This window comes from Colwellia sp. MB3u-41 (genome assembly GCF_014076845.1).
In the GTDB taxonomy this organism is placed as follows: domain Bacteria; phylum Pseudomonadota; class Gammaproteobacteria; order Enterobacterales; family Alteromonadaceae; genus Colwellia_A.
The window spans coordinates 457102-469856 of sequence record NZ_JACGUT010000084.1 but is presented as its reverse complement, the minus strand read 5'-3'; the positions used below and the strand labels follow the sequence as shown (position 1 = coordinate 469856).

Below are 12755 nucleotides of genomic sequence, written 5' to 3'. Positions count from 1 at the left end.
TTCTCTCCTGATTAGCGATGAACCATACAAAAATGTATGTTCATCAGTAAAATTTTCATTAGGGATGCTTAGTGAGCAGCCCATTCAATTGAATCTAAATCAATACCGTCTTGGAACATTTCCCAAAGTGGTGACATATCACGTAAATGCCCAATTGATTTTTGAATAAGTGTAATCGCGTAATCTACTTCTTCAGTAGTCGTAAAACGACCGAAGCTAAAACGAATTGAGCTATGCGCCATTTCGTCGTTCAAACCTAATGCACGTAAGACGTACGAAGGCTCTAAACTGGCAGAAGTACAGGCTGAACCAGAAGATACCGCTAAATCTTTAAGCGCCATAATCAAAGATTCACCTTCAACAAAATTAAAACTTACGTTTAAGTTACCTGGGTAGCGATTATCAAAATCTCCGTTAACAAAAACTTGTTCCATCGTGTTCAAGCCAGCCCATAAGCGGTCGCGCATTTTAGTTACATGAGCGATGTCTTGGGTAATTTCTTCTTTAGCAATACGACAAGCTTCACCTAAACCAACGATTTGATGCGTAGGTAATGTGCCACTACGCATGCCACGTTCGTGTCCACCACCATGCATTTGCGCTTCAAGACGAATACGAGGCTTACGACGAACATACATTGCGCCCATACCTTTTGGACCGTAGAATTTATGTGCAGAAATTGACATTAAATCAATTTTCAACTTTTCCATATCTACTTCAATTTTACCAACGCTTTGTGCGCCATCGACATGAAAAACAATCTTACGTGCACGACACATTTCACCGATTGCAGCAACATCTTGAATTACGCCAATTTCATTATTTACATGCATAATGCTTACTAATACTGTGTCATCACGCATTGCATCTGCTAATTTATTAAGATCAATCAAGCCATTGCTTTCAGGATCTAAATAAGTAACTTCAAAGCCTTGACGCTCTAATTCGCGGCACGTATCTAAAACAGCTTTATGCTCTGTTTTACAGGTAATAACATGCTTACCTTTTTTACGATAAAAGTTAGCAGCACCTTTAATAGCTAAGTTATTTGACTCTGTTGCTCCGGAGGTGAAAACAATTTCACGCGGATCAGCATTAAGAAGGTCAGCGACTTGGTTACGCGCAATATCTACCGCTTCTTCAGCTTGCCAGCCAAATTTGTGTGAACGAGATGCAGGGTTACCGTAAAAACCGTCAGTAGTCATATACTGCATCATTTTTTCTGCAACACGTTTATCTACAGGTGTTGTAGCTGAGTAATCAAAATAAATAGGAAGCTTCATTCGCTAACGTTCTCCAGTTTAACAACATGCATTTAGTGCATGTCGTGCATAATGTTTTTGGTTTCAATTAATGTTTCTAATGACGGCATAGTTTTATTGGCTTGTGCATGCGCTTTATCTTGTCGTCTAGACACTAATTTCACGTTGCTTTGCTCAACAAGCTCTGCCAACGTTATGTTCTTTAAAAAATCTTCGATACGGTCACTTAAGCCTTCCCACAACATGTGTGTTAGGCATTCGTCACCATTTTGGCAATTACCTTTACCGTCACATCTCGTCGCCTTAATGGATTCATCAACAGCATTGATGACATCAGCAACAGAAATTTTTGCAGAGCACATTCCAAGGCGATAACCTCCACCTGGGCCTCTAATACTATTTACCAAGCCATATTTTCTTAAGCGGGAGAAAAGTTGTTCTAAATAAGACAACGATATGCCCTGCCGCTCTGAAATATCAGCCAAAGGTACGGGTCCAGTTACGGCGTGAATTGCTACATCTAACATAGCAGTTACCGCGTAACGCCCTTTTGAAGTCAGTTTCATTGTGTACCCCTATCGAATTACCAACAATTTTACATAACCCTACAAAATAGTCAACTAAATACCTGAGTGTTTTACTCAAGTATTATATGTTTGTTCGAAAAAGAGTCAGTTAGTCGCGAATTCCCTCAGTTTAATAGAAGGAAGTATCCGTAACAGGTAAGGTGTTTATATTATATTTCAGGATCAAATGACGCTACGCGTTTTTCACGACGTTGAGCGGCGGCCTTTTCATCATCAACGAATTCACCCACACTCAATTCGGGTAATGCTTCTTGGCAAACTTCACCACCGAGCTGATTTACTTCTTTGCATAAGTCAGCAACCTTTTTATCCATCAAGTGCATATGATCTAGTACACGGCCAATAGCTTTAGCAACCGGATCAGGGTTATCAGCGGAAACGGCATAAGCATCGAATCCAAACTTTCTTGCAACTTGGTCACGCTGCTCTTTTTCTGATTGACTTTTTTCATTGACAATACGTGCAGGAATACCAACAGCGGTTCCATTTGCAGGTACATCTTTTACCACAACAGAGTTAGAACCTACCTTGCCACCTTTACCGATAGTAATAGGTCCAAGCACTTGTGCTCCAGCCCCTATAACAACATTATCTTCTAACGTTGGGTGACGTTTACCCGTAGTCCAGCTTGTCCCACCTAAAGTAACGCCATGATATAAAGTAACATCGTTACCAATTTCAGCCGTTTCACCGATGACAATTCCCATACCGTGATCAATAAAGAACCGACGACCTAATGTTGCCCCTGGATGAATTTCAACCCCCGTCATCCATCGAGAAAAGGTTGATAAACTGCGCGCAAGAAGATACCAGTTGTTTTTCCACAGTTTATGACTCAAACGATGAATCCAAATAGCATGCATACCTGGGTAGTTAGTTAACACTTCTAACGTATTTCGAGCGGCGGGATCTCGGTCAAAGACACTTTTAATGTCTTCTCTGATACGGCTGAACATAATTATATCCTTCTATATATCGGTGAAAATAAGCACCAATATAATGAGTACTTACTTTTATTATTCTTTATTTTTTTCTTTCTCGTTTACTTTAGCCGCTCTTTGTACGGAAGCTAATATTCCACGTAACATCTTGACTTCTTTTACATCCGGTCGCGCTCGGTTAAATAAACGACGCAGTTTAGTCATCACTAAACCTGGATGTGTAGGCACAATAAAACCGGTTGCTTTTAACGCATCTTCAAAGTGTTGATAAAATCGCTCCGTTTCAGCAATAATCGGATACTCGTCTTCATCAAGCTCTTTTTTTGGCAAATTTTTACTGAGGTTTTCACCTTTCGCTTTAAATGCTTTTTGCTGATTAATTAAATAACTGGTCCGCACTTCATAACTTAAAGTCTGCACGGCCATCGCTAAGTTTAATGAACTGTAATCCGGGTTCGCAGGAATTTGAACATGAAAATGACAAAGTTGTAACTCATCATTAGTCAAACCACTACTTTCACGACCAAAAACTAAGGCCACTGGAAAATTATGCGCCTCTTCTACCAGTTTTTCTCCACAGCCTCTTGGCTCTAACATAGGCCAAGGTAAGGTGCGAGAACGTGCACTTGTACCGACAACCAAACCGCATTCACTGATCGCTTCAGCTAAAGTGCTCACTACTTTTGCATTTTTTAATACATCGGTAGCCCCAGCGGCTAAAGCTTGTGCTTGGCCATTTGGCATTTCTATAGGGTCAACTAATATAAGTTCACTTAACCCCATCGTTTTCATAGCACGTGCGGCCGAACCAATATTACGACAATCGGAAGTATTTACTAATACAATCCGAACATTACCTAAAAGTGATGATTGTTCTGACATTATCTTCAATTACTCAATTTATAGTTAATTTATAGTTAATTTATAAAATAAATTATACCTACTGGTATTAACTATCTAGATGGCTAAAATTGACGATGATATTATCACAGAACATTAACCTTGTGCTCAGAAAAAATCATCAAGTTTATTGAAATTAGTTAGTGCGAAAAATTATGTGTTAGTTATTAAACATCTATGAAATTTTTTCTTTATTCTTCTTTATAAAAAACAGTGTCGCTAATTACAGATAACTTTGCTATAATTTTCGCGCTTGAAAATCCGCTCGGCGGCAAGCCTCGTTCTTTATAAAAGTTGTTATACTGTTTAATTCTATTTACAAATATGTAAAAGGTAGTCTCTATATGCATCCTATGCTTAATATTGGTATTCGTGCTGCGCGTAACGCAGGTAAAGTTATTGTTCGTGCCATTGAACAATTAGATAAAGTTGAAGTTCAAGCAAAAGGAACAAATGATTTTGTGACGAGTGCTGACCTAAGCGCTGAAGAAGCCATTATTGAAACATTAAAAAAATCATACCCTGATCACACCATTGTTGGTGAAGAATGTGGGGTGATCAAAGGCAAAGATGACAACTTCCAATGGATTATTGATCCAATAAACGGTACAACAAACTTTATTAAAGGCATTCCACATTTTTCTGTATCTATTGCTTTAAAAGTAAAAGGCAAACTAGATCAAGCGATTATTTTTGATCCTTCTCGTGGTGAGCTATTTACAGCTAGCCGTGGCAAAGGCGCACAACTTAATGGTTTTCGAATCCGTGTAAAACAACATAAAGAACTTTCTGGTGCCATTGTTGCCACAGGCTTCCCATATAAGCATAAACAACACAGCAACGCTTATTTAGAAATGTTTAAAACATTATTTACTAAATCTTCAGATTTACGTAGTTCAGGTTCTCCTGCTCTAGACTTAGCTTATGTCGCTGCTGGCCGTGTAGATGGTTATTTTCAAATAGGGTTAAAACCTTGGGAATCTGCTGCAGGTGAATTATTAATTATAGAAGCCGGTGGTTTAGTCACTGATTTTGTAGGCGATCATAATCATACTGTTTCAGGTAATACCGTTGCAGCGTGCCCGCGTTTATTAAAAACTATTTTAAAAGATATACGCCCACATTTAGGTGAAGCATTAAATAAATAATTAAAAATTATTTATTATTTTTTTTAAAAGCGCTTTTAGCGCTTTTTTTATACCTTGGTAATATTAATTAACATTGATTTTACGTTTTTACAGTGGTTTTATTGGTGTTTTATCGAATAACAGGCACAATATCAGCAATAATAAATAATAATTAAAATAGGTTTCCCAATGAAATGGACTGCACTAAGCTTTTCGATAATTACCGCCTTATCAGTAGCTGGCTGTAATACGATAGAAGCACCATCAAAAAACGCATTAAACAAACAAAGCATTAATAAATCTTCTTCAGCAAATAGCGCTATAGATATTAAATACCATAAGTTTGTTTTAGATAATGGCTTAGAAGTCGTTTTTCATATCGACCGTTCAGACCCTGTTGTTGCTGTAGCGTTAACTGCACATGTTGGGTCTGCTCGTGAAATTCAAGGAAGAACTGGCTTTGCTCATTTGTTCGAACACTTGTTATTTCTCGAGTCTGAAAACCTTGGAAAAGGAGGTTTAGACAAAATGAGTGCACAAATTGGTGGCTCAGGCGCAAATGGGTCAACTAGTCGTGATAGAACAAATTACTTTCAAACCGTACCCAGTGATGCTTTAGAAAAAATGATTTGGGCAGAAGCTGACAAACTTGGTTTTTTTATAAATACCGTCACCGAGCAAGTACTTGCAAAAGAAAAACAAGTTGTAAAAAATGAAAAACGACAAAGTAATGACAACCGACCTTATGGCCATACTCAGTATGTTATCGATAAAAACCTTTATCCTGAAAATCATCCATACAACTGGCAAGTTATTGGGTCTTTAATCGATTTACAAAATTCAACACTTCAAGATGTTAAGGACTTCTTTAAGAGTTGGTATGTGCCCAATAATGTGACCTTGGTGATTGCAGGTGATTTTGATGAAGCTGAAGCGAAAGCTTGGGTTCATAAATATTTTGATGAAATTGATGCGGGTGAAAAAATCGAACCTCTCGCCAAACAGTCAGCAAACTTAACAAAAACCAAGAAAATATATCATGAAGATAACTTCGCTAAATTACCAGAGCTCAGCTTAACTTGGCCAACTATCCCTCAATATCATCCAGACAGTTATGCCTTACAAGTATTAGTTGAATTACTCAGTGATGGTAAAAAAGCGCTATTAAATCAAAAATTAATTGATGAATTAACGCTAACGTCTCGCGTTACTATGTACCACTATCAATCAGAGTTAGCCGGTCAACTCATGTTGAAAGTAAGAGGCTTTGAAAATACTAATTTAAATAATATTAACAAAGCGATCAGCGAAGCATTTCTCAAATTTGAAAAAAAAGGCTTTAGTGATGAAGACCTCGCCACCATAAAAGCAGGACAAGAAACTGCTTTTTATCGGGGGCTTTCAAGCGTTTTAGGTAAAGGCTTCCAATTAGCACAATATAATATTTTTACGAAAGATCCTGGTTTTATTAACCAAGAAGCTAAAAACATTTTGGCGGTGAGTAAAGAAGATGTTTTACGTGTTTATAATAAATATATTAAAAATAAATATGTTGTTGCCACAAGTTTTGTACCAAAGGGGCAGCAAAATCTAGCGTTAGAAAATTCAGTAAAGGCACAAATAACTGAAGAAAAAATTGTCGCTAACGCAGAACAAAGTTTTGATGCTTCACAGCAATCAACGTATATCAAAACACCTTCAAGTTTCGACCGTTCAAATGAACCTGCCTATGGTAAATCGCCGACACTATCGGTACCTAAAGTTTGGCAAGACACGTTAACCAACGGGTTACATATTTATGGTATCAAGAACAATGAAGTTCCACTGGTGCAGTTCAATATAGATATCGCTGGAGGGATGCTATTTGATGATATTGACCGAATCGGTGTCGCGAATTTAGTCGCTGAACTTATGAATAAAGGCACTAAAAATAAAACACCACAACAACTTGAAGAAGCGATTAATAAGCTTGGCGCTACAATTAGTGTTTATGCGACGCCAGAGTCAATAAAAATATCAGCAAGTACTTTAGCAAGAAATCATCAAGCAACTGTCGATTTAATAACAGAAATGATCTTAGCACCTCGTTGGGATGAAAAAGAATTTACGCTAACTAAACAAGACATAATCAGCCAAATAAAACAGCAACAAACGAATCCTAATCAATTAGCAGATAATCAAATGAATAGATTGCTCTATGGTAAGTCGAGTATTTTATCGAACAATCTATTGGGCACATTAGCTTCACTTGAAAAAATAACGTTAACTGATTTAAAAGCCTTTTATAAAACAAAACTGTCACCAAATTTAACTAACATTCATATTGTTGGAGATATAAACGAAACAGCAGTGTTAGCTGCTTTTCAAGTATTAGAAAATAATTGGTTGAAAAAAAATGCCGTCTTACCTGAGGTTTTAGCGCCAGAACTACCTAAAGAATCAAAAATCTATTTTTATGACGTACCCAATGCTAAGCAATCTCAACTTAGAATTGGCTTTCCTGCCATGAATGCTATGCATAAAGATTTCTATAGTGCTCAAGTAATGAATTATATTTTAGGTGGCGGCAGCTTTGCTTCAAAACTTACACAAGAGTTGCGCGAAGGCAAAGGCTACACCTACGGTGTACGTTCGAGCTATAGCGGAAGCAAAACAAGTGGAGAGTTTCTTATTAGTAGTGGTGTTCGCACGAATGTAACACTAGAAGCAATTGCATTAATTAAAGATCTTGTTGAAAAATATCAAAATGACTTTAATGACAAAGATTTAGCCACAACTAAAAGCTATTATTTAAAAAGTAATGCGAGAAAGTTTGAAACATACAACGCAAAACTAGCGATATTGCAAAGTATGAGCCAATACAATTTGCCTGCAAACTACATACTAGAACGAGCAACATTAGTTGAAAGCTTAACATTAGAGAATATTAAATCGTTAGCGAGTGAACATTTACATCATGAAAAAATGATTTATCTCGTCGTTGGAGATGCTAAAACGCAGATGGAGCGTTTGAAAGCATTAGGTTTAGGAGAGCCAATTCTTATAAATGCAAACTAGTTGAGTTGAATAAACTTCAGTCTTATTATTAATGGTAAGGCTGAAATTCATTATAATTACTCGTGCCATCAGAGTTAATTAACAATAGGTACTTTACCGCTTTCTGGCAAATTGCTGTATTGAAAGTAACCGGAAAAGATAGTTTCTAAAGGAAGTTGCTTGATAAGCTCATCGAGATTTTCTTTTAACTTTACCCCTTGTGAATCTCTATAAACAGCAATACTGGCTGGTACTTTACCAATGGTTTGATAATAAACCCCCTGTACTTTCTTCTCTTGTAACAATGTCATCACCGAGACTCTTTCAAATACTAAAACATCAATACGTCGCTTAACCAACATATCAACGAGTTGTCGAAGGGTTGCGGTTTGGATGAACATATCTCTCGGGATTTTCATTTGACTTGCTAAAAAGTCAGCATTACCAATAGTTGTACCAATTCGTCCTTTTTGAAGTATTGATAAATCCAAAAATTTACGTTCAAAAGTAAAAATATCAGAAGAGGTGTCTATTTTCCAATTTAGCTCTTGTGCATAAAGATAAAATTCAGCGGTTTCTAAATTTTTAGGCGTGTGACCCGCTATTTCAATACGTTGATGCTTCAACTGATGTTTAGCGCGTGCATAGGTCATGATCTCAATATTAAATTCGAGGTCAGAAATTTTTTCAATAGCGTGAAGCATATCAATAGTTAACCCTGTTCCCTGCGCATTAACAAACGGGGGGAAAGGTTCCATGGCAACGTTAATTCTTTCGGCTAAACAGGAAAAACTAAATCCATTTATTAAGATCCCGAACCAGAAAATAAACTTCATGATTCTCCAATACACTTAATAATAAAGGTGAAGCGGGGGTAATTAATTCAATAATAGATACTCTTTATCAATAACACAATGCACTGTTCAGTGTCATTATTGTTATTTTTTGTCATTTATTCGATTATCAGGCATAAGTAAAACAAACAAAAATCCAACTAATGCAGCAAACGCGGCGAGATTATAGGCAAGTTCGCTGCCTTGCCCTCCCTGCCAAACATTGCCTGCTATATAAGCACCAATTGCACCACCTAACCCATAGACGCCGCCAATATAGATTGCTTGACCACGGTTCTGTTGGTCATCATTGAAATGTCGATGAATAAATTGAATAGAAACACTGTGGTACAAACCAAAACTAAGTGCATGTATGCACTGAACGAGTACTAGAACCCAGATAACATCCGCAAAATTACCGGTCATAAGCCAACGAACAGATGTTAACAATATACTCATGGCTAACAGCGTTTTCAAAGGAAAATATCGGAAGAATAAGCTCGCATAAATAAAAATAAGGATCTCGGCCATTACTGATATGGTGATGAATATACCAACCGCAAAACCTGGGTAAGCGAGCTCTCGAAGATAAAGTGCAAAGAAACCATAATAAGGACCAAAACTCATTTGTAACATCAAGCCCGCAAGAAAAAAGCATATAAACGAGCGACAAAGAATTTTATCAATGATTTTTTCTAACGGCTTAACACTATTTCTTGTAATTTTCGCAGGGGTTAATTTCATGCTTGAAAGAAATAATCCTGCCAGCACAAATACACCTAAATAAGTAAATGCATCTGCAGAATATCGCTCTATTAAGTCTCCGGCGAGAACCGCTAAAAAAATAAAACCAATACTTCCCCACAAGCGAATACGTGCATAAATTTTTGCACTACGTCGAATTGAGTTAAGGGTAAGCACTTCAAGTTGGGGTAAAACAGCGGTCCAAAACAAACTAAAAACCGCTAAACAAAAAACAATTGGCCAATAACCGTTTAACCAGAAAAGCAGTGAAAAACTCAGTAGTGCTAACAGCGAACCACTGCGAATAATTGATAATTGTTTACCTGATTTATCAGCTGCGAAAGCCCAGAAGGTAGGACCGATGATTTTAGTAGCAGTAATAATCGCAAGAATTTCACCTATTTCAATTGAACTAAAGCTTTTTGCATCAAGAAAAATAGGTAAGAAGGGAATAATCAAACCTAAAATAGCAAAATACCAAAAGTAACTCGAAGAAAGTCTTACAAATTTATCCGATGTCATTACTTTTGGTTTTCAATAAAAATCACTGACTAGGATTCAATATCTGGTGTAACACAAACAACATCAGCGTTTTGTCCACGATGACGTAAAAAATGGTCCATCAGCGTTAGTGCTAACATAGCTTCGGCAATAGGAACCGCACGAATGCCAACACAAGGATCATGACGACCTTTGGTGACTAAGTCTGTTGCTTTTCCAGCTAAATCAATCGTTTTTCCACTGACTCCAATACTTGAAGTGGGTTTCATTGCAATGTTAGCAACAATACTTTGTCCTGATGAAATTCCACCTAAAATACCCCCACTGTGATTACTGGCAAAACCCTCTGGAGTTAATTCGTCACGGTGCTCTGAACCTCTTTGGTTTACCACCGCAAAACCATCGCCAATCTCAACACCTTTAACCGCGTTTATTCCCATAAGCGCATGAGCAATATCAGCGTCCATACGATCAAAAATAGGTTCACCTAAACCAACGGGCACGTTAGTGGCTCGCACCATTATTTTAGCGCCAATGGAGTCTTTCTCACGGATAATGCCGCGCAGTAATTCATCTAACGCATCAAGCTTAGTTTCATCGGGAAAGAAGAAAGGGTTATTTTCTACAATGTTCCAGTCAATGTTAGTTGCGCAAACGTCGCCTATCTGAGTAACACATCCTTGAATGTCGACATTAAACTTTTCTTTTAAGTATTTTTTAGCTACAGCACCTGCCGCAACTCGCATTGCGGTTTCACGTGCTGATGATCTTCCGCCACCGCGATAATCACGAATACCGTATTTTTGCCAATAAGTATAGTCGGCATGACCCGGACGGAAACTTTGCGCGATATTGCCGTAATCTTTTGAACGTTGATCGGTATTTTCAATGAGTAAACCAATAGGTGTTCCCGTTGTTTTTCCTTCAAAAACACCAGACATTATTTTAACTTGATCAGGTTCACGACGAGCAGTAGTATAACGAGAAGTCCCAGGACGACGACGGTCAAGGTCATCTTGTAAATCAGCTTCTGATAACGCTAAACCTGGCGGACAACCATCAATAATTGCACCTAAACCTAATCCATGGCTTTCACCAAATGATGTTACGGTAAATAATTTTCCAAAAGTATTGCCTGACATGAATATATCTTCTCTCTATTATTTGAATATACAATTACGGAAATTGAACTGAATTACTTTTTTTCAAATGCTTGTGTAAAACTATTCGCATGATTTATTAACTGTTTCTTAGTCAACATAAACACACCATGACCACCGTTTTCAAACGTTAACCAAGTAAAAGGTACTTGCGAGTAGACATGCTCAACATGAATTTGAGAGTTCCCTACTTCGCAAATTAAAACGCCTTTTTCATTTAGGTGGTTAGCCGCTTGTGCAAGGATTTCACGAACGATATCTAAGCCATCGACACCCGACCCTAAACCCATTTCGGGTTCATGCAAGTATTCTTGCGGTAATGCGTCAACGTCTTCTTGATCAACATAAGGTGGATTAGTAACGATTAAATCATAAGTTAGCCCTTCAACCCCAGAGAAAACGTCAGATTGAATTGGAATAACTTGTTCTGTTAATCCATGATTTTCAATATTAATTTGTGCAACGTTAAGTGCATCAATCGATAAATCGACTGCATCAACCTCTGCTTCAGGAAAAGCGACAGCACAAGCAATAGCAATACAGCCACTGCCGGTGCATAAATCAAGAATACGTTTTGGAGGGTTATCTTGAGAGAAAGTGGGTGAAAAGTGTTGTTCAATTAATTCACCAATGGGCGAACGAGGCACTAAAACGCGCTCATCAACATAAAAAGGTAAACCAACAAACTGAGCCTGATTCGTTAAATAGGCGGCTGGCAGTTGTTCAACAATACGTCGTTCAACTAAGGCCAACACGGTTAATTTTTCGTGTGAAGTTAATCGACAATTAAAGACTTGTTCACTTAATTCTTCCGGTAAATTTAAAGCAAACATCACTAAGGTTATTGCTTCGTGCCACGCATTATTAGTACCGTGACCAAAAAAAAGTTCAGCTTGATTAAATTCACTGGTGGCAAAACGTAAATAATCACCAATGGTATGTAGTTCATCTTTAATTGGTGAAAAATCAACTTCGTTCACATCTATTCTCTATTATCTAGCAATTTATGAGGCATATTATAACCTTTTGCTTGTTATTGCCCACAGATGTTTTTAGAATTTAAATTGTTTTCCCTATTATCATTAAGAATGTAGTTTCAAACATGAAATTTAAAGAAGCCTTAACTTCCCATGAGATAGACTTATTCAAGCAAGCGATCGGTAAAGTAAAACCAATCGTGCAAGATAAAATTGCCCCGATTAAAAAGCACGTACAAAGTCAATCATTACAAATGGCTAAAACAAAAGTTAATGCAAAGAAGAAACAGCATGCTGAGTTTTATTTTTCTGATGAATTTGAACCAAACTTGAATCAACAAGGTCCGATGAAATATGTTCGTGAGGATGTTGACAGCTTTGAGGCTAAAAATCTAAGACGTGGTCAGTATGCACCCGATTTAATTTTAGACCTGCATGGTTTAGATCAGAAAACAGCAAAGTTAGAAATTGCTGCATTGATGTACGCGTGTAAAAAAGAACATGCAAAGTGTGTTTGTATTGTGCATGGCTTAGGTTCAAATGTACTGAAAAATAAAGTTCCCCATTGGCTGGTGCAACACCCTGATGTAATGGCTTTTCATCAAGCACCACTTGAATGGGGTGGTAATGGTGCTTTATTAGTACTCGTTGAACTCAATGATCGCTTCGCAGATCTTATCTAGCGAT

At 37.5% G+C, this 12755-nt stretch carries 11 protein-coding genes; 3 read left to right on the top strand and 8 right to left on the bottom strand.

Going from position 1 to position 12755, the window contains the following annotated elements; genetic code table 11:
• Nucleotides 1-68: 68 nt before the first annotated feature.
• From H4J73_RS18715 to trmJ, 4 genes are all read right to left on the bottom strand, one after another.
• The gene (locus tag H4J73_RS18715; protein WP_182181989.1) at nt 69-1283 is read right to left on the bottom strand and encodes an IscS subfamily cysteine desulfurase; all 1215 of its coding nucleotides are present in this window, start codon (nt 1281-1283) and stop codon (nt 69-71) included.
• Between the two features lie 32 nt (nt 1284-1315).
• Nucleotides 1316-1828 carry a Fe-S cluster assembly transcriptional regulator IscR gene (gene iscR, locus H4J73_RS18710; protein WP_182181988.1) on the bottom strand — a complete coding sequence of 171 codons (513 nt, stop codon included), beginning with the start codon at nt 1826-1828 and terminating at the stop codon, nt 1316-1318.
• A 170-nt stretch (nt 1829-1998) separates the two neighbouring features.
• Nucleotides 1999-2805: a serine O-acetyltransferase gene (gene cysE, locus H4J73_RS18705; RefSeq protein ID WP_182223366.1), complete on the bottom strand. Its 807-nt coding sequence runs from the start codon at nt 2803-2805 to the stop codon at nt 1999-2001.
• Nucleotides 2806-2865: 60 nt separating this feature from the next.
• On the bottom strand, nt 2866-3672 hold the full coding sequence (gene trmJ / locus H4J73_RS18700) for a tRNA (cytosine(32)/uridine(32)-2'-O)-methyltransferase TrmJ (protein ID WP_182181986.1): 807 nt from the start codon (nt 3670-3672) through the stop codon (nt 2866-2868).
• A gap of 362 nt (nt 3673-4034) precedes the next feature.
• Here trmJ and suhB point away from each other — a divergent pair, with 362 nt between their 5' ends.
• Nucleotides 4035-4838 carry an inositol-1-monophosphatase gene (gene suhB / locus H4J73_RS18695; protein ID WP_182181985.1) on the top strand — a complete coding sequence of 268 codons (804 nt, stop codon included), beginning with the start codon at nt 4035-4037 and terminating at the stop codon, nt 4836-4838.
• Between the two features lie 168 nt (nt 4839-5006).
• A complete protein-coding gene (locus tag H4J73_RS18690; RefSeq protein WP_182223365.1) occupies nt 5007-7874 on the top strand; it encodes a pitrilysin family protein in 2868 nt (955 codons plus the stop codon).
• A gap of 74 nt (nt 7875-7948) precedes the next feature.
• On the opposite strand, the gene H4J73_RS18685 is transcribed toward H4J73_RS18690, so the two are convergent.
• The 4 genes from H4J73_RS18685 to prmB form a co-directional block, all read right to left on the bottom strand.
• Nucleotides 7949-8689: an ABC transporter substrate-binding protein gene (locus H4J73_RS18685; RefSeq protein ID WP_182223364.1), complete on the bottom strand. Its 741-nt coding sequence runs from the start codon at nt 8687-8689 to the stop codon at nt 7949-7951.
• A gap of 102 nt (nt 8690-8791) precedes the next feature.
• Nucleotides 8792-9952 (bottom strand): MFS transporter, encoded by a 1161-nt coding sequence (locus H4J73_RS18680; protein ID WP_182223363.1) that lies wholly within the window; start codon nt 9950-9952, stop codon nt 8792-8794.
• Between the two features lie 29 nt (nt 9953-9981).
• On the bottom strand, nt 9982-11073 hold the full coding sequence (gene aroC / locus H4J73_RS18675) for a chorismate synthase (protein ID WP_182181981.1): 1092 nt from the start codon (nt 11071-11073) through the stop codon (nt 9982-9984).
• Between the two features lie 53 nt (nt 11074-11126).
• Nucleotides 11127-12071 carry a 50S ribosomal protein L3 N(5)-glutamine methyltransferase gene (gene prmB / locus H4J73_RS18670; RefSeq protein ID WP_182223362.1) on the bottom strand — a complete coding sequence of 315 codons (945 nt, stop codon included), beginning with the start codon at nt 12069-12071 and terminating at the stop codon, nt 11127-11129.
• Nucleotides 12072-12193: 122 nt separating this feature from the next.
• Between prmB and smrB the strand changes: the two genes are divergently transcribed.
• Nucleotides 12194-12751 (top strand): endonuclease SmrB, encoded by a 558-nt coding sequence (gene smrB, locus H4J73_RS18665; protein WP_182223361.1) that lies wholly within the window; start codon nt 12194-12196, stop codon nt 12749-12751.
• Nucleotides 12752-12755 lie beyond the last annotated feature (4 nt).

Excerpts from the sequence above, each read along its gene's own strand:
- H4J73_RS18715 (WP_182181989.1), bottom strand. The coding sequence starts at position 1,283 with ATGAAGCTTCCTATTTATTTTGATTACTCAGCTACAACACCTGTAGAT.
- iscR (WP_182181988.1), bottom strand. The coding sequence starts at position 1,828 with ATGAAACTGACTTCAAAAGGGCGTTACGCGGTAACTGCTATGTTAGAT.
- cysE (WP_182223366.1), bottom strand. The coding sequence starts at position 2,805 with ATGTTCAGCCGTATCAGAGAAGACATTAAAAGTGTCTTTGACCGAGAT.
- trmJ (WP_182181986.1), bottom strand. The coding sequence starts at position 3,672 with ATGTCAGAACAATCATCACTTTTAGGTAATGTTCGGATTGTATTAGTA.
- suhB (WP_182181985.1), top strand. The coding sequence starts at position 4,035 with ATGCATCCTATGCTTAATATTGGTATTCGTGCTGCGCGTAACGCAGGT.
- H4J73_RS18690 (WP_182223365.1), top strand. The coding sequence starts at position 5,007 with ATGAAATGGACTGCACTAAGCTTTTCGATAATTACCGCCTTATCAGTA.
- H4J73_RS18685 (WP_182223364.1), bottom strand. The coding sequence starts at position 8,689 with ATGAAGTTTATTTTCTGGTTCGGGATCTTAATAAATGGATTTAGTTTT.
- H4J73_RS18680 (WP_182223363.1), bottom strand. The coding sequence starts at position 9,952 with ATGACATCGGATAAATTTGTAAGACTTTCTTCGAGTTACTTTTGGTAT.
- aroC (WP_182181981.1), bottom strand. The coding sequence starts at position 11,073 with ATGTCAGGCAATACTTTTGGAAAATTATTTACCGTAACATCATTTGGT.
- smrB (WP_182223361.1), top strand. The coding sequence starts at position 12,194 with ATGAAATTTAAAGAAGCCTTAACTTCCCATGAGATAGACTTATTCAAG.